This is a genomic window from Gemmata algarum, assembly GCF_034097035.1.
GTDB lineage: Bacteria > Planctomycetota > Planctomycetia > Gemmatales > Gemmataceae > Gemmata > Gemmata algarum.
Map to the genome: position 1 here is coordinate 13694 of NZ_JAXBLV010000189.1, position 24450 is coordinate 38143.

The following is a 24450-nucleotide window of genomic DNA, read 5'->3' on the forward strand; positions in this document are numbered from 1 at the left end:
GCGTGGCCCCGCGTCTGGGGTCCGCGGGACTACACGAGGTGGACGCACCGGCCGGTCGGGACGAACCGCTCGATGTCGCCGCGCTGCGGCAGGTGCCCGGCCCGGTGGTGGCACACCCCGACCGGGTTCCCGTAGATGCGGACATCGCCGTTGGCATTCGGGATCAGCCCGCGACCACTTTGAGCGGCGTGCTCCAGCACGCTCCATTCGCGATCAGCGAGGCCCGCGATTCGTCTCGGGCGGGTTGGGGGTCAGTCGTCGTGATCTTCACCGCCGCGGGCGGCGAGCGCCGTCGGGGTGCCGCCGACGGTGAATGTGGCGACCACGTCGAGCGTCTTGAGCGACAGGACCGAGAGCGTGCCGTCCCCGGGGTTGGTGAAGAACCCGTACTTGCGGTTCGCGTCGAACGCGAGGTCGTGGTGCCCGAAGTGCCCCTCGACCGCGCTCCTCCCGACCGCCAGCACCTTCACCGACTTCATGTCGGAGCAATCGCCGTCCCCGTTCGGGTCGAGCGCGATGACCTCCAGCGCGTCGGCCGCGTCGCTGTCCTTCACCCGGTCGTGGAACACCAGCGCGTAGGTCTTCCCGTCCGCCGACGTGACCACCTCCGGCGTAACCGCGTGTGTGCCCTTTTTGACCGCGAGCGGGAGGAACGCCGGCTTCGGCTCGGCGCTCTTGGCGTCCAGCACGGCCAAGTTGGGCGCCTCCTTGCCGGTGACGAACAGGACGTGGTGCCCGTGGGTGACGAACGCCCCGGTGCGGCGCGGCTTGTCGCCCTCCGTGCCGAGATCGATGTGCCGCACCTTCACCCGCTCGCCCGTGAGCTTGAGCCCGGTGTCGGCGTCGGCCCAGCAGACGCCCGCGGACGGCGCGAAGAACACCTTCCCGGCGCACGCGGCGGCCCCGTGGATGCCGCCGCTCGGGAGCGCGAACGAGTACGCCGGCTCGGGCCTCGCGCCGATGCCCACCGGGGACACATCGACGCGCCCCTTGTTCGGCCCGCCGCCGTCGATCCAGCACGCGTACCCGACCGTGTTGTCGACGACCGCCAGGGTGATGTGCCCGCCCCCGCCGGTCACGAACTGCGGCTTCCCCTTGCCCAGCGACCGCGCTTCGTTCGTGGCGTACCCCTCGGGGTCGATGCGGGTGTACCCGTTGAGCTTGTCGTTGGCGAGGTAGAACCACCCGTCGTAGCGGTACAGGTGGGCCGGGTTCCCCTGCTTGGCGTCGAGCCGGCTGTCGATCACCGCGGGCGCCGTCTTGTACGTCCAGTGCCCGTGGTCCCCGTGGTCGGCGTACCCGACGCCGGACTGCATGAGCACCCACCCGCTCTCGAACGCGCCGTCGGCGTCGTCCCGGACGCCGACGCACACGAGGCTGCCGGACTCGCGCATCTGGACCAGCTTCTGCTTCGCCGGGTCGAGCTTCTTGAACCCGGCCACATCGGCGAGCGGGTCGAGCACCAGTTTCTGGTCCGCACCGACCCGCACGTCGGCCCACTTCACCGAACACGTCTTCATGTCCTGAACGAACAGCCGGACGATCGGTGCCGGCGGCTTCGCCCTCGCGGGCGCCTTGTCGTCGCCTCCCGCGACGGCCCCGCCGAGTGCGGCCGTCAGCACGAACCACAGCGCGCAGCGCATTTTCGTTCCCCTCTCGGAAGTGTCACTTGGCCGGGCGGATGCAAACGAGTTCGGTCCCGGTGCGGACGAACAGCGCGCGGTCCACGGCCGCGACGCCGTACACCACGTCGCCCACGGCCGAGTACCGGGTCGCTTCGAGTTCCGCCTTCGGCACGGGCGGGCCGCCCCCCTGCCCCTTGCCCTCCGGCGGCTTCGGCAGCGCGTCCGCCGCGGCCCTCTTCGCGGCGTCCAGGCGCGCCGCGTAGTCCTCCTTCGACCACAGCCGGTTGACCGCCAGCTTCTCGAACTCGCCGCCGGCCCTGAGCACCGTGGTGACGCCCGACTTGCCGAAGAAGTAGACCCGGTCCCCGGCCCCGACCGGGGTGGCCCACGTTTCGTCGTCGAGCCGCTCCGCGTACCGCTCCGCCCCGGTCTTCAGGTCGAGGCAGTGGACGAGCCCGAGTTTGGTGACGAAGTACACGTGGCCCTGGTGAACGACCGGGCTGGCGTGGTGGCTGACCGCCTTCGTGCCGTTCCAAACCGGCTCGAACGCGGGCCTCCCGTCCCGCGCGCCGAACCGCACCAGGCAGTTCGACTTGGCGGACGCCTTGAGGTCCGGTTTCATGCGATTTTCGCCGGCGCCGACCGCGATCAGATCGCCGGCGGCCGTCGGCGACGGGATGGTGTTCCCGGTGAGGCCGTCGAGCGCGGCCAACTCCTTGCCGGTCGCCGCGTCGTAGGCGGTGAGCGTGCCGCCCCCGCTGGCGAGAACCGCGGCCTTGTTGTTGAACGTGGTGACGACCGGCGAGGTCCACGACGTGCGCCCGGGCCGCTCCGTTTTCCACAGCTCCTTGCCGTCGGCCTTGCACACCGCGAGCAGGTACGACGGGCCGGCGTGATCGACCTGCACGAACACCGCGCGCCCGGCCTGGGCGAGCGAACTGCCCAACCCGTGGTTGTTCTTGATCTCGCCGTACTCCTTCGCGAGCGACCGGTGCCACAGCGTGCCGCCGTCGTGCGTGAGCGCGAGCAGGTCGCCGCTCTCGAACAGGCAGTAGACGCCCTCGGCGTCCGCCACCGGGGTGGAGCCGGCACGGCTCATCATCGGGTTGTTCTTCCCCTTCTGGGAGGCCGCGAACTCCTTCTTCCAGGCCACCGCGCCGGTCCGCGCGTCCACCGCGACGACCAGCAACTTCTCCTTCTCCGGCCCCTCAACGGCGGTCACGAACACGCGGCCCTTCCACACCACCGGCGACGACTGCCCGTACCCCGGCAGCGCGGCGCGCCACGCCACGTTCTCGTTCGGCCCCCAGGTCAGGGGCAGGTCGCGGGCGGTCGTGCAACTGGACCCGTCGTTGCGGAAGCCCCGCCACGTGTCGGCGGGCGGGGTCGGGTCGGCACCGGCGCAACCCGCGAGCAGTAACAGCGGAAACATGGGACGTTCTCCGACCGAGGTGAGTTAGAAGTCGTTGCCGCCGGCCACTTCGCCGCCGGCGCGCGTCGCGAGCGCCCGCCAAGTGGTGAGCGCGATCGCGTCGCGCACGAACCGCACGCTGCCGTCGCCGAGGCACACGTTGACGCCGCCACTGAAGTTGCTGCGCGCGGTCGAGTCGGGCTCCGGGCTGTTCGGGGCGAGACCGGCGGTGAACCCGTTGACCGATGCGTTGGCCCAGATCCACGACCCGCCCCGGTGGCCGCGCCAGGACGTGGCCGAGGCGTTTAGATTGTTCTGGCTACTCATCCGGGCGGGGGCCTCGCGCCCCTTCTGCACCGCCGGCAGCAGGAGCCCGATGAGAACCGCAATGATCGCGATCACCACCAGCAACTCGATCAGCGTAAACGCGGCGCGGGTACGATTCGGACGCTCCATCGGAGTTCTCTTTCTGAAACCGCCGGCGCGAATGAGTGGAACGCGAACATACTATTACTTAGTTTTACCAAGTGCGCCAAGTTAATTCCTTGGCATATCCGGTCACGGCTTGACAACGAATTTCATTTTGGGGAGTTGGCCCGCGGAACGTGCCGACGGAGTGAGAGCTTCGGGGCACGAAATCACGTGCGATTCAACGCGGAACGATGCACGTGAGATTTCGCCACAACTCTTGCCCCTACGAGATCCTCCGCTGGGACGCTCTGCCAGAATTGAAATTCGTTGACTGATGCCGGCTACAGAATTAAAGATTGATATTAAAACCAATTTAGCACTACTGATTCGGCAACCGGAGGGCTTCTGTGATGGCAGGGGTTAACCCGGACTTGTCGCTCGATATCCTGCTGCGGCACTACCAACCGCACGAGGGCTGGCGCGATTGGTTCAGCGGAGCCTACGCCAAGGCGATGGATTCGCCCCGGCCTGATGTGCGGCTCGAGGGCTGGAAGACCGCTGCAACCATCTTTGGAGACATGCACGCGCCGGTGTTCTGCCTGTTCGTCTGCCACTACGGACGATCGCTGGTCCCGGCCGACAGCCCGGCGTTTCTCGGGCACATCGATCTGTGCATGTGGGAGTTGGGGTTGGCCTCCCCCGCGCGGCCGACAGAGGACGGGGCGGTGCCGCTCGGGGATGTCGGTGCTCCCGACGGATTCAACCGGGATGCGACCAGGGCGGAGGCGTGGCTCGCGGAGCAACTCCGGCCCTTCGGCGGTCGAGCGGACCACGCAGCGGCGTTCGCCATGCGGCTGACGGCGGCACGGTTCGGATTGATCCACGGCCCTGCTGACCCGTCCGTCGCCCAGGTGCTCGATGCGTCGCTGTGGGTGAGCAAGGGCAGGAAGGCGTGGTGGCGGTTCTGGTAACTCGTAAGAACCGATTAACCCGGCGCGGCACCAGACCCGGCAATATCCTGCGCGGGCTTGACCCCGAAGTCTGGCAGCGGCGGCACCGCCCCTGGCGCCTGCCATCAGCCGGTGTCGGGTTACGCTGCCAGATGGCACACGGTACAGGGCTGTCAGCGAGTAGGGGCGAACTGCACAGAGAACGGCAACTGTGTGGCACTCGCTTTGGCGGCGTCGTCTACCCGGCAAGCGGTGCCCGAACCGCGTTCGGGCGGGACCAACTCCACCTCGCCCTGGGCGGTACTGTAACGGGGGTTACAGCGCCGGGCCGAGCGGGGTTAGCGCGGCGCTCGTGCGGCCCTCTCCCGGTGCGGTACTGTAACGAGCGTTACAGCGCCGAGCAGGTACCGCCGATGGGGCACCGACGGGACACCCGCTACCAATCTGCTGGCCACGAACTGGCCATTCGCTGGGTGGCCGCTACCACTGAAGACCCGCCCCGAAATCCCGACGGTGACATTTAAATCCCACTCGGCTTTTGTCATAAATTTCGGCTCAAGACCTTTCCCGAATGGCATTTATGTCATCCTCCATCGTCAGCGAGTGACCTCGCCTCTCGGACGACCACCTGATGACGCGCCCCCTGCTCGACCACAACGCCGCGGAACTCGGACTTCCGGAAGTGCCAATCACGAAAGGGCACTCGAAGAGCTGGTATCAGCAGTGTTTGGCGCACATTGAGCGCGGGCCAGGGGCCGCTTGCCATCAGCCGGAAGTAGTTGGCGATTCCCTTTGGCGTGCGGAGCGGAAACGGTGGAGTTACGTGACACGCGACGGACAGCCCGAAGCGGCGAACGCGAAGGACACGGCTTGCGGGATTTCGGATTTCGTGCGAGCATTAGCGACCTGAGGGTCCTAATTTTATCCGGGACGCCCGTACCTCACGCGCACGTGCATCGGAGCCGCCGCTATTCCTGCCACCGCACCGAAATCGGGCGTACTGCCCGTCATCCCCGTTCCCGAACTGCCGCAGTTACCCGCGCTCAAGCTGCCCGAGCCGGCAATGGGCTGGTACGCGCGCGTGCGGACCGTTCCGTTCATCCTGCTGCACGTCGCGGCGGTGGTGGCGCCGTTCTTCGTGCCGTTCACCTGGGAGGCGGCGGGGTTGGGGCTGCTGTTCTACGTCCTGCGGATGTTCGGCATCACCGGGGTGTACCACCGGTACTTCGCCCACCGCGCGTACAAAACGAGCCGCTGGTTCCAGTTCGTGCTCGCGTGGATCGGCTGCGCCGCGATGCAGAAGGGGCCGCTGTGGTGGGCCGGGCACCACCGCCACCACCACAAGCACTCCGACCAAGAGGACGACCCGCACTCGCCGATCGTCCGGACGGTGTGGTGGGCTCACATCGGCTGGGTGATCTCGGGCCGGTACACCAACGCCCCGGAGATGAAGGACTTCGCCCGGTTCCCCGAGTTGCGCGTCCTGGACTCCTCCTTCACCTGGGTGCCGGGGCTGTCGCTCGCGGCGCTGTGCTACCTGCTGGCCGGGTGGAGCGGGGTGGTGTGGAGTTTCCTGGTGGGCACGGTGTGCCTGTACCACGCCACGTTCCTGGTGAACTCGGCGTGCCACCTGTTCGGCACCCGCCGGTACGAAACGACGGACCAGAGCAAGAACTGCTGGTGGGCCGCGATCCTGACGATGGGCGAGGGCTGGCACAACAACCACCACCACTACCAGAGCTGTGCCCGCCAGGGGTTCAAGTGGTGGGAGGTCGATGTGAGCTACTACATCATCCGCGCGCTGGGCGCCGTCGGATTGGTGTGGGACATCCGCGAGCCGACGGAAAAGGCACTCGCGGCCAACCTGATCACAGCCAAGAAGTAAGCGGAGTAGCCGCAAAAGAGCACAGAGGGCACAACGGAAGACGGAAGAGCAGTCCCGAACTGCTCTTCCGTCTTCCGTTGTGCCCTTTTGTGGCTACTCTGCTTCGGCCTCGTGGCTTCGTTTCAGCGGCCAACGCTTCGTCAGCTTCTTGTGGTCGAGCCCCACCGGGTGCAACACGATTACGTGGTCGCCTCGTCTGGAGCCGTGGGAGTGCCGTATGGTTTCGGCGACAGCACTGGTCACCGTTCGATCACCGCGAGCGCGCGGCGATCAACCTCTTTTGCACGCGGAGAGTCGATCCGCAAAAAATTCATCCTGATGTGGCGGCTGTGCCGATGATGCGCGGGCCGTTTGAGCGGAACGGCCCAGTTGCGCAGATTCATCGGGAGTGCAAATGGGCGGGCGAGTGCGCATGTTGCCAACCACAGTGATTGGCTGGGCAATTGCGACCACTCTCTCGGGGTGTGCAATTCCCTCGCGGAATCACGACGAGACCAATAGCGGTCCTGCGCCGGTCGTGTCCGCCCGTCGAACTTTGGGTGGCGCGCAAGCCCCGTCACGCGAGCCGAGTTCAACGCTCGCTCGGTCCGGCCAACCGCCTTCCCGCAGTCGGGACACGGTAGAGATCGAGCAGGCCGGTTTCCGTGCGACGCCCGCGAAGCCGTTGCCGCCGCCGAAGCAACTTCCTTCGAGCCCGGATGAGGAGCCTGTCCGAGCGAATCTGGATCAAATCATAAACGCGATGCTCCTCAATGACGCGAAACTGCGGGCCGGGTTCGAGTCGATCAACCAAGCCAATGCGGACGCCCTGACCGCCTCGTTGCGACCCAACCCGTCGCTCTTCACCGACGGTCAGTTGCTCCCCCTCACGCGCCCATTTACGGTCGACAGGCAAGGTGGGCCGCCCCAGCAGGATGCGCAAATCACCTACCCGATCGACTGGTACTTGTTCGGGAAGCGGGCCGCGAACATGGCCGTTGCGGCTCACGGAGTGAAGGTGTCGGAGGCCGACTTCGAGGACACCGTTCGGCAGCGGGTCGCAGAAGCCGCCACCGGGTACTACGACCTTCTCGAAGCCCACGCCCTGCTCGCACTGGCCCGCCAGGACGTGGCCAACTTGGAGAAGGTCGAGGCCGCGCTGGACAGGGCGGTTGAAGCCGGCGGGAAGACGCGGGTGGAGCTCAACCGCCTGCGCCTCGATCTCGCGCAATCACGCCGGCTCGTGCGCGACGCCGAGACGAGCGTGGTGAGCGCGAAAGCCAAGCTCCGGGCGCTGCTCGGCCGGACCGACGCGGACCCCGCGTTCGATGTGGCCGGCTCGCTCGACGCCCCGCTCAATGCGCTGTTGCCCCCGCCGGAGGACGGGTTCGAAGTGGCCCTCAAGAACCGTCCGGACCTGAACGCCCTCCGGTGGAAGGCGGTCCAGGCTCGTGCGAGCGTTACCGCCGAGGAGCGTAAAGCGTACCCGGAAGTGTCCCCGATGGTCGGTTACACGCGCCAGTACCAGCGGAAGGCCATCGGGTTCCCGGACGCGGACTCGTGGACGGCCGCCGCGACGATCACACTCCCCGTGTTCGACCGGAACCAGGGGAACCGCGCCAAGGCCATCTCGGTTGTGTCCCAAAACGCGTTCCAGTACCAGGCCTCGGTGGTCGCGGTGCGTGCCGAGGTTGAAACGGCCGCACGCGAGTACCGCGCGGCCCGGGCTACGGCCGAGGACATTGCGGCCGATCAGCTCAAATTGGCCCGCGAAGTGCTAGACGCCATCACGACCGCGTACCAAGCCGGAGGCCGGCCGCTCGTGGACCTGCTCGACGCCGAGCGGAACTTCCGAGACACCTATCGAGCCTACGTCACGAGTCGGGCCGCGTATTGGCGCGCCGTTTACCGCTACCGCTCCGCCATCGGCCAACAGACAACACGATGAACCAATCGCCCCCGCCGCCACCGGCTGATCCCCCGCCCCTTCCCGCGCCGGCGCCCCTAACGCCCCCGCCGCCATCGTCCCCACCGCCCACGCGACGCGCGTGGGCGGCCGCGGTCTGGTCGGGCGGGCAGTTCGTCGTCGCGCTCGCGGCCACGGTCGGGGTGCTGGTGTACCTCCTGAACGCGCCGGCACCGAAGCCGGAAGAGCCGCCCGACGACCGCGGCACCGGCGACGAACCGGTGACGCTCGCGGGGCCGTGGCTCATCCGGGTTGCACCCGACACGCCACTGGCCGCCAAACTCCAGACCGCCGAAATTCACCCCACTCGGGTCACCGCGCCCGGACTGACCGTTACGGGCACGGTCGTCGCGAGCCTGCGGCCCGGCAAGGGGGATAACGGTAACAAGGGCGGGTGGGCGTCCCTGCGCCGGTGGCTCCAGCGGCCGAGTGATTACTGGCAGTTCAACTCCGCCGAAGTGCTGACGACCTACACCGACTGGCAAAAGGCGAAGGCCGACATCGCGTTCGCCTCGACGCAACTGCTCCGGGTGCGGGAGGCGGCCGTCGCCCGGACGGCCGCGCAGCGCGAGATCGTCGCCACCACGCGCCGGCTGGAAGCGGGCGGGACGGAGACCAAGAAGCAGCTCGCCATTGAAGCGGCCACGCTCCGCCAGTACGAGATCCAGGAGCAGAAAGAAATCTACGAAGCGGAGACGGCGATCCGCATCGCCGATCGCGCCGAACGCGCGACCGCCCGGCAGCTCCAGCAAGCCGGCCTGGACCCATCGCTGCTCGGTTCCGTCACCTCCGATGTGGACCTCGTGATGGCCGACGTGCCGGAGGGGTTTCTCGGGCGCGTGAATGTCGGGGACGGGTGCGAGGCACGGTTCTTTGGCGTCCCCGAGCAGGTGTTCATCGGGCGCGTGAAGAGCATCGCGCCGGTGCTCGCCCGGGACCGCCGTTCGCTGCGGGTGCTGTTCACCGTGGACGACTTCAGGGACCAACTGCGGCCGGGCATGTTCGCGGAGATCGGGCTCGGGACCGACGCCCGCGACGCGCTCCTGGCGCCGGGGGAAGGGGTCGTGCATGTGGGCCGCGCCGATTACATGCTCGTCGCCGCGCCGGCCGCCGGCGCCTGGCGGGTGACGCAGGTCGAAGTGGGCGAGCTGCGGGGCAGCCGGGTCGAAGTTCTAAGGGGGCTGAACGCGGGCGACCGCGTGTTGGGGCAGGGGTCGATCCTGCTCAAGCCGGTCATCGCGAAAGCGGTCGCCACGGTCAACGGGGGTGGCCCGTGATCTTGTACCTGATTGAAGCCGCGATGAACGCCCGCTGGGCGGTTCTGGCTCTGGCCGCCGCGGTGGCCGCGTTCGGGGTTTACGCGTTCCGCCAGCAGCCCGTGGACGCCTACCCGGACATCTCGTCGCAGATGGTGCAGATCATCACCACGTACCCCGGCCGCGCGCCCGAAGAGGTCGAGCGCCAGGTCACCGTGCCCATCGAGATCGGCATGCGGAACGTGCCCAAGGTCGAGGTGATCCGGTCCCGCACCATCTTCGGCTTGTCGGTCGTGCAACTGGTGTTCGAGGAAGGGACCGACGGGTACTGGGCGCGGCAGCGCGTCCAGGAGAAGCTCACCGCGCTGCCGCTGCCGGACGCGGCCAAGTCGGACCTGGGACCGCTCGCGACCGCCTACGGCGAAATCTACCGCTACGAACTCAAGGGCGACGGCACGCAGGACCTGATGCGGCTCCGGGAGCTGAACGATTGGGTCGTGATCCCCCGGTTGCTGCGGGCCCCGGGGGTCGCGGAGGTGTCGAACTTCGGCGGGCGGTTGAAGCAGTTCACGGTGACGTTCCGCCCGGCCCAACTGGACCGCTACGGCCTGACCATCACCGACGTGACCGACGCCGTGCGGTCCAACAATACGGCGGCCGGCGGGAGCGTGCTGGCGCGGGGGAGCATGTCGTTCGTGATCCGCGGCAGCGGCGCGCTTCAAACGGTGGCGCAACTCGAGAGCGTGTTCGTGAAGTCGGTGGGCGGGGTGCCGATCTACGTCAAGGACCTGGCGACGGTGGGCCTCGACGCCCCGCCGCCCTCGGGCATGTACGCGAAGGACCGCGAGGGGGAAGGGGTCGAGGGTATTTGTCTGATGCGTCGAGGGGAGAACCCTTCGAGGGTGCTCGGCGAGGTCCAGAAGGCCGTTAAAGAGTTGAACGAGGCGGAGCTGCCGCCGGGCGTGAAAGTGGCCCCGTTCTACGACCGGCAGCACCTGGTGGACGCGACCCTGGACACCGTCTCGCACAGCGTGTTCCTCGGAATCACCCTCATCGTGCTGGTGCTGCTGCTGTTCCTCGGGCGGCCCGCAACGGCCCTCCTGGTCGCGGCGACGGTCCCGTTCTCGCTGCTGTTCGCGCTCGGCGTCATGTACCTGACCGGTATCCCCATCGGGTTGCTCTCGATCGGCGCGATCGACTTCGGGATCATCGTCGACGGGTCGATCATCATGGCCGAGCACATCGCCCGGCGGTTGGGAGAGGAGACCCACAAGGCTCCGAGGCCGGACGTGTTCCGGGTGGTCCTGGGAGCGGCGCGCGAAATGGAACGGCCGGTGTTCTTCTCGGTCCTGATGATCGTGGTCGCGTACCTCCCGCTCTTGTCGCTCACGAGCATCGAGGGGCTGCTGTTCCGGCCGATGGCGCTGACGATGGTGTACGCCCTCGGGGGGGCGCTTTTGTTCTCACTGTTCGTGGTGCCGGTGCTGGCGTTGATCCTGTTCCGCAACGGCTACTCCGAGTGGGAGAACCCGGCTCTCAAGCTCGCCCGGCCGGCCTACGGGGTCGTCCTGCGGGGGGTGCTCGCGGGCCGGTGGCTGGCCCTCGCGGCGGTGGTGTGCGCCCTCGCGGTGGTGTGCGCCCGGGTGGTGCCGACGATCGGTATCGAGTTCCTCCCGTACATGGACGAGGGCGTCGTGTGGGTCCGGGCCAACTTCCCGGAGGGGACGTCGATCGAGCAGACCCACGAGTACGGCCGGCGGGTGCGCGAGGTCGCGCTGGAGTTCGAGGACGTGAGGTTCATCTCGGTGCAGTCCGGGCGCAACGACTCGGGCACCGACCCGTTCCCGCCGAGCCGCATGGAGATCATGATCGGGCCGAAGCCCCGGGCGCAGTGGAAGCAGTACGCGTCGAAACAGGAACTGGTCGCGGCCCTGGGCAAGCGCCTCCGGTCCGAGTTCCCGACGACTCGCTTCAACTTCACTCAGCCGATCATCGACAGCGTGACCGAGGACACCAACGGCACCAGCGCGAACCTGGCGGTCGAGTTCTCCGGCCCGGATTCGGACGTGTTGCTCGACCTGAGCCGGCGAACTGTCGACGTCCTGAAGGCGGTCCCGGGCGCACAGGACGTCAACGTCGAGCAGGAAGGCCCGCAACCACAACTGGTAATCACCCCGGACCGCCGCCTCTGTGCGCGCTACAACGTCCGCATGGAGGACGTGGCGAAGATGATTAACACCGCGCTGGGCGGGGAACCGGTGGCGGCCCTGTACGAAGGCGAGCGCCGGTTCGACATCGTGACGAAGGTCGACCGCGCGACGGCCGCGTCGCCGCAGGCGGTGGGCCGGTTGCCCGTGTACACGGCCGACGGGCAAGCCGTGCTGCTCTCGTCGGTGGCGCACATCGAAGTGGCCGACGGCCAGACGCTCATCGCCCGCGAGAACGGCCGCCGCCGGATGACCGTCCGGTGCGACATCGTGGGCCGCGACCAGGGCGGGTTCGTGAAAGACGCTCAGGCCGCGTTCGACGGGGCGGTTGCGTCATCGGTTCCTCCGGGGTATAAGGTCGGCTGGCTCGGCATGTACGCGAACCTGGAACGCGCCCGGGCGCACTTCCTGTTGGTGATCCCCATCACGGTCGGGCTGATCTTCGCTCTCTTGATGATCACGTTCGGATCGTTCCGCGCGGCGCTCGTGCTGCTGCTGTCGGTGCCGTTCGCGTTCCTGGGCGGGGTTCTGGCCCTGTGGGTGCGCGGGATGAACATGAACGTCTCGACGGGCGTCGGGTTCGCGGCCCTGTTCGGCGTGTCAATCATGAACGGCGTGCTGCTCGTCCGCGCGGTGACCGCCCTGCGACAAGACGGTGTGGAACTGCGGGCGGCCCTCGTCCAGGGCGCGCAGGATTGTTTGCGACCGATACTCTTGGCGTCGCTGGTCGCGATCCTGGGCCTGTTGCCCGCGTCCCTTGCGACCGGGTTAGGTTCAGACGTGCAGCGGCCGCTGGCCACGGTCATCGTCTGGGGCTTGTGCAGTTCGACTGTACTGACGCTTTTCGTCGTCCCGGTTCTGTACTACCTGTTTGCCCCCCGCGTAGACCCGACCACCGCAAACACAAACAAATAAGCACAAGAAAAGCAACGAGTCATTCAAAATAACTTACTTGTCTGCTGTCTTCTTTTGTGTCCTTTGTGCTTTTTGCGGCCAATACTCTTCGGCCTTCACTCTCGCGGCCGTTCTCCTTCTGACTTCACGCCAGGATGTCTTTCACCACCGTTCCGGCCACGTCCGTCAGCCGGAAGTCGCGGCCGTTGTGCCGGTACGTCAGCTTCTTGTGGTCGAGCCCCAGCATGTGCAGCACAGTGGCGTGGAAATCGTTGATGCTCACGCGGTTCTCGGCGGCCTTGAAGCCGATCTCGTCCGTCGCCCCGTAGCTGACGCCCCCCTTCGCACCGCCGCCGGCGAGCCAGAAGGTGATCGCGTGCGGGTTGTGGTCGCGGCCCGCGTTCCCCTTCTGCACGATCGGTAGGCGCCCGAACTCGCCGCCCCAGATGACGAGCGTGCTCTCCAGCAGCCCCCGGCGCTGGAGGTCTTCGAGCAGCGCGGCGATCGGCTGGTCGGTCTCCTGCGCGAACCCGCCGTGGTTCTTCGCGATGTTGTTGTGCCCGTCCCACGACAGGTCGTTTTCCATCCCGCCGGAGTAGATCTGCACGAACCGCACGCCCTTCTCCACCAGGCGCCGGGCCGTGAGGCACTGCTTGGCGAAGTGCGTTGCTTTCGGGTTGTCGAGGCCGTACAGCCGCTTCGTTTCGGCGGTCTCTTTCGAGAGGTCGAGCACCTCGGGCGCGGCCATCTGCATCCGGTACGCGAGTTCATAGGACTCGACGCGGGCGGCCCAGTCGGGCTCGCCGGGGTGCTTCTCGGCGCCCTTCTGGTTCAGCCGGGCGAGCAGGTCGAGCTGGTTCCGTTGCCGCTCCTCGGTCACGTCTTTGGGGCGGCTGAGGTTGTCGATCGGCTCGCCCTGCGGCTTGAACGCGGTGCCCTGGAACACGGTGGGCAAGAAGCCCGCGCCCCAGTTCAGCGCGTGCCCCTTCGGGATGCCGCGCCCCAGTGTGTCGTACATCACGCAGAACGCCGGAAGGCTGCGGCTCTCGCTCCCCAGTCCGTAGGTGACCCACGACCCGACGCACGGGTGCCCCATCCGGGCCATCCCGGTGTTCATCTTGAACAGCGCCGGCGAGTGGTTGTTCGAGTCGCTCCACAGCGAGTGGATGAACGCCATCTTGTCGACGTGCTTCGCCATATGTGGGAACAGGTCGCTGACCATTTTCCCGCACTGCCCGTGTTTGGCGAACTTGAACGGCGACTTCATCAGCGGCCCGACTTGACCGTTGAAGAACCCGGTGTTGGGGTCGAAGCCCTTCAGCTCCTGCCCGTCGCGCTTTTCGAGTTCGGGCTTGTAGTCCCACGTGTCAACGTGACTCGGGCCGCCGTTCATGAACAGCCAGATGACGGCCTTCGTCTTCCCCTCGAAGTGCGGCTTCCGGGGCGCGAGCGGGTCTTCGGCCCGCTTCTCCTCGGCGCGGAGGAGGTCGGCCAAAGCGAGCATCCCGAACCCGCACCCGGCTCGGGTGAGGAACTCGCGCCGGGTGCGGTAGGCAGCATCGGGCGAGGCGAACAGGCGAGGGAGCGTGTGCATGGCGGGCTCTCGGGTGACGGGGTCAGGCCTGTGGTTCGGGCGGGAGCAGGGCGCGGAGCGCGTCGAGGTCGGGGGCGGACTTGGCCGCCTGGAGGAGTTGCTCCAGGGTCTCAGCGTCGGTAATCTGTTGGACGCGCGGCATCAGCGAGGTGCCGTCCGCGTGGAATCGCAGGTCGAGAACGGCCTCGATCCCGTTGCGCAGCCCTTTGGCGGTGCCTGCGTCCAACAGCCGTTGTTCGCGGGGGGTGATCACCGGCATCTGTTTCTCCTTCTCGAACCGGTCGAGGTCGGCATCGAATTGAGCGACCTGTGGTGCGGGCAGCGACATCATCCAGTCGACGAGCCGGAACAGGCGAACGATCTCCGCGGGACCGGTTCCGCGGTCGTACAGCCCTTTCACGACCCGCAGCTTCCATGCTAGCCGGTCCGCCGGGCTGTTGTTCGTTTCGATCGTTTTCAGATGCGCCAACGCAAACGGGGCGAACGGGTTCGGGGATTGCTCCAGCTCTTCCTCGCGGCCCCGCCAGTCCATGACCTTCGCGACCGGGAACGTGAACCGCACCTCGCAGCCCCAGCGTCCGGCGGTGAATTCAATCGGGCGCCACGAGCGACTGGCATCGCCGAGTACGGCAACGCTCACCGGCATTTTACCGTACTTGTCCTCTAACCGGTGGTTGTAGCGATACATGCGCTGCGACAGGTCCGCGTCCTGCTGGCTCTGCACTTCAACATGAACGAGCACCCACTCCTCACGCCCCTGCGCAGTGAACACCCGGGCGAGCTTGTCCACGGTCCCGCGCCCGGTTGCGGCGTCGGGAGCGAGTTGCTGAAGTTCCTTGTCAAGGAACTCGATCGGTCGCGCCCAGTCGATCTCACGGGCCACCTCCGGGAACAGCAGTTCGGCGAACGGCTGGAAGTACTGTTCCAGGGCCTCTTTCCAAGGGCCGTCGAATTCGGCTGCCGGGTCGCTCAACCGTCACTCCACGTAGAGGAACTCGTTCAGGCAGAACAACACCTGGCACAGGTCGGCGAGTTTCGCTTCGCGGTCGGCACCGGTCGCGCCCTTCAAGAACGCGATACCGTCCGTCAGTTCGTCTTTGGTGGGGGCGCGGCACAGCGCGATCTGATAGGCATTGGCGATGCTATCCGGGTCACTTGCCTTGCCGCCGTTGGCGGCACGCACCGCGAGCCCGTAGGCCGCGGCGCGGACGTGCGGGTTGTTCATCAGGTGGAGCGACTGCGGCGCGACGGTCGTGTTCGGGCGGTCGCCGACGCCGACGGTGCCGTCCGGGGCGTCGAACACGACCAGCGCCGGGATCAGCTTGCTCCGCTTCATCGTGAAGTAAACGCTGCGCCGAGTGCTCTCCTCGCTCAGTGTGCCCGGGCCGTACATGGTGGTGTTGAGCCGCCCGCCCGCCGCCAGAATGCTGTCGCGGATCACCTCCGCCTGGAGCCGCCGCACCGGCTGCCGCCACACCAGCTTGTTCTCGGGGTCGAGCTTCACCTTCGCCTCATCGCGAACCGAACTCTGCTGGTACGCGGCGCTGGTCACGATCAGCTTGTGAATCGGCTTCAGCTTCCAACCGCCGCGGACCAACTCGGACGCCAAGTAATCGAGCAGTTCGGGATGAGAAGGCGCGTCACCGCGCACCCCGAAGTCGCTCACCGTTGCCACCAGCCCGCGCCCGAAGTGCTGCGCCCACAGCCGATTCACGACGACCCGTGCGAGCAGGTTCCCGGCGCCGCTCTCCGTGTCGGTGAGCCAGTTGGCGAACGCCGTCCGTTGGTAGCTGAGGCGTGCTCCCGCCGGGGCCGGCTTCACCCACTTGGTTTGCGCTTCGGCGTCGGGCATCAGGGTTTGCAGGAACGACACCTGCGCAACGCCGTTCTTCTGTGTTGGGTCGCCGCGGCGGAGGAAGTGCGTTTCCTTCAGGAACTCGGCTTCGGCTTGCGTGTGCAGCTTGACCGCCGGGAGTCTCTCGCTCGCAACCAGCGCCTTCACCTTGTTCGGCCTCGGAGCGGTCGCAAGGTGATCCCGCTCGGCCTTCTGAAGCTTCCGGTACTCGGCATCTTGCGGGGCATACCACTTCAAGAGTGCGGCCGTTTGCTCCGGGGTGCGCGCACCCGCGGGGCGAGCCAAAGCGGCTTGAACGAGTTCGCTCGTTGCGGGAGCGGTCAGGTCCGGTTTCTCACTCGCGCTGACCGCGAACCGCGGTCGGCCGATCCCGTGCCCGGTGTTGTTGTTGAACGACAGCGTCACGGTAAGCTTGGTACCGCCCGTGAAGCCCACCGGCTTCTCGAACGTGAACGCCGCCGCATGGTCCTTCCCGAACTGCGGGTCCACCGCCCACGCGCTCGTTGCGTTGTCGTCAACCGCCGCGGCCACCGGGAGCCCCTTTTGCTCGAACGTGGCCCGCGGGTCGATCAACTTCACCCGGACCGGCGGTCGTGGCTCCTTCTGCTCAACGGGTTCCGCAAGCACCCGCAGGTCGGACAGCGCGAAATTGCCGTTGGTGGCCCGGCCCGGTCCGTTCTTCACAAGTCCGGAGTGCGTCAACGCCTCCAACCGCAGGGCTTTGATGCCTTGCAGGTCGGTGAACAGCTCGAAGGTAAGCGTTTCGGTGGTCGGGTTCTTTCCCGACAGCAGCACGCTCCCGTCGGGCTGAGCGGTGATGGCGGCACCACCCGCCGACTTACTGGCCCCGATGCGTGGCAGCAGCCAGCTCGCCGCGGAAAGCATCTTCCCGCTCTGCTCTTTTTCCCACGTCGCGAAGCGGGTCGGCAGTTGTTCCCGTTCGAACTGCTCCAGAGCGTCCGTGAACCGCTTGTGTGCGGCGTCGAACGCCTTCTTCTGGCTCGCGTACTTCTCGGGTTCGAGGTCGAGTTCTACCTCGGTTCGGACGACCGTGGTAAACGCCGACAGCATCCGGTAGTAGTCGCGCGCCGGGATCGCATCGTACTTGTGGTCGTGGCACCGCGCGCACCCGGTGGTGAGCCCCAGGAACGTCGTCCCGATGTTGCCGAGGATGTCGTCGAGTTCGTCGTACCGGTGCTTCTCGGCCTCGTTCTTGGTGATCTGCGTGCTGTGGACGCCCGCCGCGAGGTAGCCCGTGGCCATCAGCGCGAGCGGATCGTTCGGCGCGACCTCGTCGCCCGCGAGTTGCCACTTCGTAAAGGTGTCGAACGGCAGGTCGGAGTTGAGCGCCTTGATGACGAAGTCGCGGTAGTGATAGGCGGTGGGGCGGTCGTAGTCGTGCTCGAACCCGTGGCTCTCGGCGAACCGCACGAGGTCCAGCCAGTGGCGCGCCTGCTTTTCACCGAAGTGGGGGGACACGAGAAGCGAATCGACGACCTTCTCGTAAGCCCGCGGCGAGTTGTCTTTCAGGAAAGCATCGACCTGTTCGGGCGTCGGGGGCAACCCGACCAGTCCCAGGTACGCGCGACGAATGAGCGTGCGCCGGTCCGCTGCCGGGTTAGGCGTGAGCCCGGCCTTCTCCAACGTGTCGAGCAGGAAGCCGTCGATCGGGTTCCGGGTATCGGGTTTCGGGTTGCGGATATCCCGAGCGAGTGGCTGATACGCCCAATGCTTCTTATCCGCGGCTGCAACGGTTTTCCTCGTCCACGCGGTCTCGTCCACCGCGACGAACGGCTTGTCGTATGGCGCGCCAAGGTCGATCCACTCGGCAATCTTTTGGAGATCGGCGTCCGGGAGCTTGCGCCCGTTCTCCGGCATGTGCGGCTCTTTGAGGTGAGCCGAGAGTTGGTACAGCAGGCTCTTCTTGTGATCGCCGCTGACGACCCCTGGGCCGCGTGCGCCGCCCTTCAGGAGGGACTCGCGGGTGTTGATATCGAGTTCGCCCTCGACTCGTTCACCGCTGTGGCACTTCACACATTTGGCCTGGAGCACATTGCGAACGCTCGCCTTGAACAGCTCGGTGCCCTTCACCATTTTCGCGGCGTGATCAGAATCGACCGCCTCTTTCTGCGACTGTCCAAACGCGGGGGCGTGTGTCGCGACGAGCAGAATGGGCGCGAGGTAGGAGAAGCGCATAACAAGAACCTCGTCAGGCGGGTACGGACGAGGGTACCAGTTCGCGCCCGGCGATGGAAGCCACAACCAAGCTCCCGACCAGACAGTTCAGGAGGCCACGCGGAAAAAACTTGTCCGCCCGGCGCGGCGGCCGGACATTACATCTCACCAGGAACGACCGCACCCCCGATGAAGGGTCACGGATGGCCACACTCCTCACGCTCCTCCGCCGGGCCGGCACACCGGTGACCGACGCCGAACTGCTCGACCGCTTCGGCCGATCGCGCGACGAAGCGGCGTTCGCCGAACTGGTCCGGCGGCACGGCCCGGTGGTGTACCGGATCTGCCGGCGGTTGGTCGGCCCGGCCGACGCCGACGACGCGTTCCAGTCCACCTTCTTGGTGCTCGCGACTCGTCTGCGAGCGGCGCGGGCGGCCGGCGCCCTGGGCGGGTGGTTGGCCGGCGTCGCCGGGCGGGTCGCGCGACAGATGCGGCGCATGGCCGCACGCCGGTTGCGGCACGAACAAGCGGCCGGAGAGGAACGGCCCATCGCTTGGGAAAACCGAGCGGCCGACCTGGAAGATCAGATCCGGGCGCTCGACGAGGAGTTGACGCGGTTGCCGGAAGAGTTGCGCGGGCCGGTGGTGTTGTGCCTGCTTCAGGGGTACACGCAGGAGCAGGCCGCGGCCGAGTTGGGGCGCGACCCGCGTACCCTGCGCCGGCGCCTGGACCGGGCCAAGGGGGTGCTGCGGGCGCGGCTGGAACGTCGGGGCGTGGTGCCCGCGGTGGCAGCGGCGCTGGTGTCCGGTGGTGGCGGGGCGGTCACGGCAGTGCCTCCGGATCTGAACACCCGGGCGGTCTGTCTGGTGTGCGATTTCTTGGCCGGTGGTGCGTCACCCTCGTCGCCACCGGTCGCGCTCGCGAAAGGAGTTGCGGCGACTATGAGCGGACGGAAACTGGTGTGGACGATGGCGATGGTAGCGCTCGGCGCAATGGGGCTGGGCATGGGGGCAGCACACAGCGGACCGCCGGGGACGACGCTCACGCCTCCGGCACCCCCGGTCAAAGAGTTGGCGAAGGAGTCGGAGGCCAAGCCGACGACCAGCGCGGACGAGGTGACCGGCCTCGACTGGGCAAAGGACGAAGAGTTGGCCAAGCGGACGGTGGAGGCGCTGAAGCGTGACCCGAAGGCGGCGCCATCGGTGGTGATCCAGTCCGTGTGCGTGCGCGTACCCGACGGGTTCTGCAAACGGGCCGGGCTGACCGAAAACTCACTGGTGGGTCCTGGAGGCGATTGCTGGCAGTTAAACCAGCGTGAAGCGCGAATGCTCAAGAGCCTGCTCGCCACGGAACGGAACGGTTCCGTCGTTCACCGCCATCAGCTCGTCGTGGCAGACGGTAAGACGGCTTCCGCGGAATCTCTCCGGAAGTTGGACGTGGTCACCAGCGTGCAAACGACGACCGAAGGTGGGGCCAAGGTTTACACCACCAAGACACGGCCCGTGGAAGTGGGGCTCAAACTCCAGTTCGCTCCAAAGTTTTTACCCAGCGGCTCCGCATCTCTGGATGTCAAGTTAACCAATACTGTGGTTGCCGGACCAAGGGTGGAACATTTCCAAGGCTATCTTGAGATTTTGTTAGATCCTGCTAATTTCCACGAGACCTCATGGATGCGGGAAAATTTGCACGGGAGAAACCTCCTGGTGGAGATGATTGACGGGGGAGCGGTTGTTGTGAGGACTCGCCACAAAGGTAGCCTTTCAAAGACCACTGTCAACATCGGCGGCATCCCATTGACCGAATTGCCAGAGCATAACGGCTCGGCATATGAAGTGTTACTGCTGCTGACGGCCGATGTAGTTGGACCGCAAGACAAAATCACGCGACCTCATCCGAATGCCCTGCCCGCTTCACCGCCGAAAATGCCATCCGACCCAGCGGGGCTCGGGCCACCCACGAATCCGTAACGTTTGGCGACGGTGACCTTGTGCGGTTGATCGGCACCGCTGTGTCCGTGCTGTAGTTCATCGTGAAGAGGCGTTCGGAAGTCGCGCACCTTTGCCGCAATCGGTGGCTCACAAGATCGTCTGGCAACGGCACTGACCTTCGGCGCTTCGGGTGTTGTGTTCGATTTCGTGACCGGCGGTTCTTTGCCGGTCGTCCTCGCGAAAGGAGTTGCGACGAGCATGCACGCACGGAAGTTGACGTGGACGGCAATGGCACTGGTAGCAGTGGGCTTGGGGGCGGTGGCGGCGAACAACGGGCCGCTGGGGGTGGCGCTCACGCCTCCGGCGGCCCCGGTCAAAGAGTTGGCGAAGGAGACGGAGGCCAAGCCGACTGCCAACGCGGACGAGGTGACCGGACTCGATTGGGCGAAGGACGAAGAGCTAGCCAAGCGCGCGGTCGAGGCGCTGAAGCGTGACCCGAAGGCCGTGCCGTCGGTGGTGATCCAGTCCGTGTGCGTGCGCGTACCCGACGGGTTCTGCGACCGAGTCGGGCTGATACGCACCGCGCCCCTGAAACCGGGGACGGGTATGGATCAGTGGCAACTGAGCCAGCGTGAGGTGCGGATGCTCAAAGGGCTCCTTGCCACGGAGCGGAACTGCATTGTCGCATCTCGCCATCAACTTGTTGTGGCGGACGGGAAGACGGGAGCCGCAAAAACGCTCCAGAAGTTGGACGTGGTGACTCGCGTACAGGCGGCGACCGAAGACGGTGTTAAGGTCTACACGGCCAGGACGCAGCCTGTGGAAGTGGGTTTCAAATTCCAGTTCGCTCCAAAGCTTGTGCCACACGGTCTTGTCTCTTTGGATGTCAAATCGACCTATACTGGCATAGCCGGCTCAGTTACAGTAGGTGAGGTGCAAGCGCCTGCAATAGGTGGTTTCACACTCACACCCTCATCGCTGATCTCGGGCGGAGAGGCGATTGTAATCAAGACCGGGAACTGGGAACGTGTTTCACCTGAAACCGTCACCGTTGGAGGTACGCAACTGACCGAAATCAGCTTCGATTCCAACCGCGTGCCTTTTGAGACGCTGCAACTATTCACGGTTTACGTGGCGGGGCCGCCCAAGATCGTACTGCCGTAACCAGATGCAGCACCCGTGTCCGCACGGCCGCCATGGCGCTCAATACCGCGGTACAGGAAGTCAATCTGTGCCGCAGCATTGAGCGCGAGAGCGGCCGACGCGCTTATGATGTTGCCGTTTGCTCACGCCCGCGTGCGGAAGGTGTGCATGCGTTCGTACCCAGCGCGGGCCGAGCCCCGCACGTTGTCCCAGTCAGGGCCGTCCGCGCCGTAGCGATCGTGCCACTTGGTTCGTAATTCAGGCTCTACGTCGTCGAAGGTACGGTTCGGGTGCTCGAACTCCGACTGCAACCCGAAGCGGTACGCCAGCGCGGCGTGCTCGTCGCTCGCCTGCTTCTCGTGCTCCCGCCGGTCCAGCCACTCGCGAATCCAGTTGTCCTGGGTGGTCGGATCGATCAACTCGCCGACGCCCTTACCGGCCAGCCCGCCGGCGACCGCACCTACGACGGCACCCGCGATCACCCCGGGGGGACCGAGCACCATCCCGACCGCCGCGCCGCTGGCGGCCCCGCCGAGCGCGGCACCGACCCCGGCCTCGATCGGGTGCGATCCGGGCTGGTCGGTCAGCAGATCGGCGTTCCGCGCGCCGTACGGCGGTAGGTCGAGTGACTTCTCAGGGTCCTTGCCGTCGGATTTCTTGCTCATCTCGTGCTCCTTGTTGAGGGTCCAAATCCCGGCCCGCTTCCGCCCGGCCGGGGCTATTTCTTCTCGATCACTTTCAGCCCTTCGACCGCCGGCCCGTGCTGCACCGCGCCGGTGCAGGTGAACCGCGACCCGTGGCACGGGCAGTCCCACGTCTTCTCGCCCGGGTTCCATTGCACGACGCCGCCGAGGTGCGGGCACACCGCCGACAGTTCATGCACTTGTCCCTTCTCGTCCTTGTAGACCGCGTGCTTGCTCAGCCCCTTCCGCACGACGGCGCCGTGCCCAGGCGGAACACTTGCGGCCGACGCGACCTCGCCCCCGGTGAGCCAGTCCGCGTACTGGGCCGCGAGGTTCACGTTCTCTTCGAGCAGCGTCTTCAGCGCCGCCGGCATCCACCGCGACGGCGAGTACAGGCTGGCGAACTCGTTCGTTCGCCCCAGGATGAGGTCGGCCACCAACCGCGCGCCCAATGTCCCATGTGTCATCCCCATCCCCGAATCGCCGGTGATGACGTAAAGGTTGTCCCGGAGTCCCGGGGCGCGGCCGATCAGCCCCAACCCGTCGGGCGTTTCGAACACCTGCCCGGACCAATGGTGCTTCACCGCACCGGCGTGCGGGAACCGCGCGCGGGTCCAGGCTTCGAGCCGCTCCCATCGCTGTTGCTGGTCTTGGGCCTGCCCGGTCTTGTGGTCCTCACCGCCCACGACCAGGAGTTCGGTTCCGTCCGCGCCCCGAGCCCCGCGGACGTAGTGGTACGGGTCTTCCGTGTCCCAAAAGAGGGCCGCGGGGACGGTCCCGGCGGGGGCCTCCAGAGCGACCGCGTATGTGGTGTACGCCGCAAGTTTGAAGTGCAGCGACAGGCCCGAATCGAACGGCGTGTTCGTCGCCACCACGATTGCGTCGGCCGTCACCTGCTGCCCGCCCCTCGTGTGGGCCACACAGGTCTTGCCGCTCTCGACCTTAACCACCGAGGCGTCGGTGTGAATCGTACCGCCGTGGCGTCGGATCGCGCGGGCCAAGCCGCTCAGGTACTTCAGCGGGTGGAACTGGCCGTTATCGGGGCACCGAAGCCCCGGCCCGGTGTTGTGGGAGGGGAGCGGCACGCGGTCCACGCGCTCGAACTCCAGCCCGAGGCGGGTCAGAGTGAGCATCTCCTCGCGTACCTTTTGAGGGCCGTCGGAGCCGGGAAACAGGTAGCCGTCCAGGCGCCGGAAATCGCACGCGATGCCCTCCCGCTGGGCGATCTGTTCGATCAGGCTGATGGCGCCTTTATGGCTCTTCGCGGCGAGTTGCGCTGCCTCGTCCCCCCGGACCGACGCGAGCCGAGTGAACCGGTCGTCGATCACCCACGCGAGGTGTGCCGTGGTGTACTCGGTTTCACCACCAGCGACGACGGGTTTGCCCTCAAGAACGGCTACAGACTTGCCTTCTGACGCGAGCAAATAGGCGGTTGTAAGGCCGGCAATCCCGCCCCCAATGACGCACACATCGTAGCGGGTACTCCCGGCCAGCGGTGCGGCAGTGCGATAGGGGTCGCCGAGGGACCAAATGGAACTGGTAGCGTTCGTCATAGCGCGTGTAAAGAGGGTGAGCGGCGATAGCGGCGCAGCCAACTCGCAACCGTTGTGCCGTGCGCCCCAACGGGCGAAAGCGTCAGGACAACCGAGGACCTGACGCGCCCGCTTCCCAATCACGACACGGCCACTTCCCGCCGCTCGATCGAGACGGCCCGGCCGGTCGGCAGCAGTCGGAACGCCACCCCGCGCCCCGCCATCGCGCCGCCGATGGCCGACGCCATCGACAGCATCACCCCCACCAGTGCCGCCCACGATGCTCCGATAGCGGCGTGCTCGGCACGCTCACGGGTGGCGGGATCGGCCGCCGCTTCCCGAGCCTTGTTCGGGTCCAAATTGGCCTTCCACGCGTCGATCCGCTCTTGCGAGACGCCGGCATCGCGGGCCGATTGTTCCCAGTTCTGCGCCGCGGGGCTCTGCGACGCGACCATCGACCCGCCCACGAGCGCGAAGTACCCCGCGCGGGCGCCCATTCCCACTAGCGCGAGCGAGAAACCGACCACCAGCGCCCAGGTGAGGATGCCGTACAGCACCGCCTCGCGTTCGTTCTCACCAGCGGTGAGTTGGGTGCTCACCCAGCCGCCCACGAACAGGGCGACGATGATGCTCAGGAGGGCCGCGACGAGTGCCCCGACGCCGATCGCGTTGGCCCGCACTCCGGCCTCCGCGATGGTCAGCCCGATGGCCCCGAAGAACAGGGTGAGCACCAGATTGGTGGCGACCGCGCAAATGGCCCCGGCCAGAATCGCGGGCCACGAGAGGCGGCTACGAACGCCCGCCACGTCTTCCATTTTCAGTTGTTCGATTGCCATGTGTTTGCTCACCGGGTGTAGGGTGGAACGTTGAGTCGCGCGATGTTCGCGCCGCTCTCATCATTTGCACGAGACGTGCCGCCGAACCGCCGTGCGGAATCTTGCCCCCCGGTACGAGAT

General features: G+C 66.6%; 17 protein-coding genes and 1 pseudogene. 7 read left to right on the top strand and 11 right to left on the bottom strand.

The window, feature by feature from the left end; genetic code table 11:
- Positions 1-29: 29 nt before the first annotated feature.
- From R5W23_RS18430 to R5W23_RS18450, 5 genes and pseudogenes are all read right to left on the bottom strand, one after another.
- Positions 30-200, bottom strand: a complete 171-nt coding sequence (locus R5W23_RS18430; protein WP_320687551.1) for a hypothetical protein — start codon at positions 198-200, stop codon at positions 30-32.
- Between the two features lie 51 nt (positions 201-251).
- Entirely contained in the window at positions 252-1643 is a 1392-nt protein-coding gene (locus R5W23_RS18435) for a YncE family protein (protein ID WP_320687552.1), read from the bottom strand.
- Between the two features lie 22 nt (positions 1644-1665).
- Positions 1666-3057 carry an outer membrane protein assembly factor BamB family protein gene (locus R5W23_RS18440; RefSeq protein WP_320687553.1) on the bottom strand — a complete coding sequence of 464 codons (1392 nt, stop codon included), beginning with the start codon at positions 3055-3057 and terminating at the stop codon, positions 1666-1668.
- A 24-nt stretch (positions 3058-3081) separates the two neighbouring features.
- A complete protein-coding gene (locus R5W23_RS18445) occupies positions 3082-3363 on the bottom strand; it encodes an H-X9-DG-CTERM domain-containing protein (RefSeq protein WP_320687675.1) in 282 nt (93 codons plus the stop codon).
- Positions 3342-3492 (bottom strand): annotated as a pseudogene (locus R5W23_RS18450) (type II secretion system protein); the annotation flags it as partial. The pseudogene R5W23_RS18450 and the gene R5W23_RS18445, both read right to left, overlap by 22 nt.
- A 365-nt stretch (positions 3493-3857) precedes the next feature.
- Here R5W23_RS18450 and R5W23_RS18455 point away from each other — a divergent pair.
- The 5 genes from R5W23_RS18455 (at position 3858) to R5W23_RS18475 (ending at position 12605) form a co-directional block, all read left to right on the top strand.
- Positions 3858-4418, top strand: coding sequence for a hypothetical protein (locus R5W23_RS18455; protein WP_320687554.1), 561 nt, complete (start codon positions 3858-3860; stop codon positions 4416-4418).
- A gap of 1042 nt (positions 4419-5460) precedes the next feature.
- Positions 5461-6282 (top strand): acyl-CoA desaturase, encoded by an 822-nt coding sequence (locus tag R5W23_RS18460; protein ID WP_261184317.1) that lies wholly within the window; start codon positions 5461-5463, stop codon positions 6280-6282.
- A gap of 412 nt (positions 6283-6694) precedes the next feature.
- Positions 6695-8209 carry a TolC family protein gene (locus R5W23_RS18465; RefSeq protein ID WP_320687555.1) on the top strand — a complete coding sequence of 505 codons (1515 nt, stop codon included), beginning with the start codon at positions 6695-6697 and terminating at the stop codon, positions 8207-8209.
- Positions 8206-9504: an efflux RND transporter periplasmic adaptor subunit gene (locus R5W23_RS18470; protein WP_320687556.1), complete on the top strand. Its 1299-nt coding sequence runs from the start codon at positions 8206-8208 to the stop codon at positions 9502-9504. The genes R5W23_RS18465 and R5W23_RS18470 overlap by 4 nt, the downstream gene beginning before the upstream one ends.
- Complete coding sequence (locus R5W23_RS18475; RefSeq protein WP_320687557.1) at positions 9501-12605, top strand: efflux RND transporter permease subunit; 3105 nt, start codon at positions 9501-9503, stop codon at positions 12603-12605. Before R5W23_RS18470 ends, R5W23_RS18475 begins: the two co-directional genes overlap by 4 nt.
- 124 nt (positions 12606-12729) lie before the next feature.
- Here R5W23_RS18475 and R5W23_RS18480 read toward each other — a convergent pair whose 3' ends face one another.
- The 3 genes from R5W23_RS18480 to R5W23_RS18490 are packed head-to-tail and all read right to left on the bottom strand — an operon-like array spanning position 12730 to position 18229.
- The gene (locus tag R5W23_RS18480; RefSeq protein ID WP_320687558.1) at positions 12730-14178 is read right to left on the bottom strand and encodes a DUF1501 domain-containing protein; all 1449 of its coding nucleotides are present in this window, start codon (positions 14176-14178) and stop codon (positions 12730-12732) included.
- A gap of 22 nt (positions 14179-14200) precedes the next feature.
- Positions 14201-15151 (bottom strand): RpnC/YadD family protein, encoded by a 951-nt coding sequence (locus tag R5W23_RS18485; protein WP_320687559.1) that lies wholly within the window; start codon positions 15149-15151, stop codon positions 14201-14203.
- A gap of 3 nt (positions 15152-15154) precedes the next feature.
- The gene (locus R5W23_RS18490; protein ID WP_320687560.1) at positions 15155-18229 is read right to left on the bottom strand and encodes a PSD1 and planctomycete cytochrome C domain-containing protein; all 3075 of its coding nucleotides are present in this window, start codon (positions 18227-18229) and stop codon (positions 15155-15157) included.
- Between the two features lie 224 nt (positions 18230-18453).
- On the opposite strand from R5W23_RS18490, the gene R5W23_RS18495 reads away from it, so the two are divergent.
- Together R5W23_RS18495 and R5W23_RS18500 are read left to right on the top strand one after the other, a co-directional pair.
- Positions 18454-20175 carry a sigma-70 family RNA polymerase sigma factor gene (locus R5W23_RS18495; protein WP_320687561.1) on the top strand — a complete coding sequence of 574 codons (1722 nt, stop codon included), beginning with the start codon at positions 18454-18456 and terminating at the stop codon, positions 20173-20175.
- A 249-nt stretch (positions 20176-20424) separates the two neighbouring features.
- Positions 20425-21300: a hypothetical protein gene (locus R5W23_RS18500; protein WP_320687562.1), complete on the top strand. Its 876-nt coding sequence runs from the start codon at positions 20425-20427 to the stop codon at positions 21298-21300.
- Between the two features lie 122 nt (positions 21301-21422).
- Here R5W23_RS18500 and R5W23_RS18505 read toward each other — a convergent pair whose 3' ends face one another.
- From R5W23_RS18505 to R5W23_RS18515, 3 genes are all read right to left on the bottom strand, one after another.
- Entirely contained in the window at positions 21423-21944 is a 522-nt protein-coding gene (locus R5W23_RS18505; protein WP_320687563.1) for a hypothetical protein, read from the bottom strand.
- A 53-nt stretch (positions 21945-21997) separates the two neighbouring features.
- A complete protein-coding gene (locus R5W23_RS18510) occupies positions 21998-23386 on the bottom strand; it encodes an FAD-dependent oxidoreductase (RefSeq protein WP_407936148.1) in 1389 nt (462 codons plus the stop codon).
- Positions 23387-23634: 248 nt separating this feature from the next.
- The gene (locus R5W23_RS18515) at positions 23635-24330 is read right to left on the bottom strand and encodes a hypothetical protein (protein WP_320687564.1); all 696 of its coding nucleotides are present in this window, start codon (positions 24328-24330) and stop codon (positions 23635-23637) included.
- Positions 24331-24450 lie beyond the last annotated feature (120 nt).

Excerpts from the sequence above, each read along its gene's own strand:
- R5W23_RS18435 (WP_320687552.1), bottom strand. The coding sequence starts at position 1,643 with ATGCGCTGCGCGCTGTGGTTCGTGCTGACGGCCGCACTCGGCGGGGCC.
- R5W23_RS18440 (WP_320687553.1), bottom strand. The coding sequence starts at position 3,057 with ATGTTTCCGCTGTTACTGCTCGCGGGTTGCGCCGGTGCCGACCCGACC.
- R5W23_RS18445 (WP_320687675.1), bottom strand. The coding sequence starts at position 3,363 with ATGAGTAGCCAGAACAATCTAAACGCCTCGGCCACGTCCTGGCGCGGC.
- R5W23_RS18455 (WP_320687554.1), top strand. The coding sequence starts at position 3,858 with ATGGCAGGGGTTAACCCGGACTTGTCGCTCGATATCCTGCTGCGGCAC.
- R5W23_RS18460 (WP_261184317.1), top strand. The coding sequence starts at position 5,461 with ATGGGCTGGTACGCGCGCGTGCGGACCGTTCCGTTCATCCTGCTGCAC.
- R5W23_RS18465 (WP_320687555.1), top strand. The coding sequence starts at position 6,695 with ATGTTGCCAACCACAGTGATTGGCTGGGCAATTGCGACCACTCTCTCG.
- R5W23_RS18470 (WP_320687556.1), top strand. The coding sequence starts at position 8,206 with ATGAACCAATCGCCCCCGCCGCCACCGGCTGATCCCCCGCCCCTTCCC.
- R5W23_RS18480 (WP_320687558.1), bottom strand. The coding sequence starts at position 14,178 with ATGCACACGCTCCCTCGCCTGTTCGCCTCGCCCGATGCTGCCTACCGC.
- R5W23_RS18490 (WP_320687560.1), bottom strand. The coding sequence starts at position 18,229 with ATGCGCTTCTCCTACCTCGCGCCCATTCTGCTCGTCGCGACACACGCC.
- R5W23_RS18500 (WP_320687562.1), top strand. The coding sequence starts at position 20,425 with ATGGCACTGGTAGCAGTGGGCTTGGGGGCGGTGGCGGCGAACAACGGG.
- R5W23_RS18505 (WP_320687563.1), bottom strand. The coding sequence starts at position 21,944 with ATGAGCAAGAAATCCGACGGCAAGGACCCTGAGAAGTCACTCGACCTA.
- R5W23_RS18515 (WP_320687564.1), bottom strand. The coding sequence starts at position 24,330 with ATGGCAATCGAACAACTGAAAATGGAAGACGTGGCGGGCGTTCGTAGC.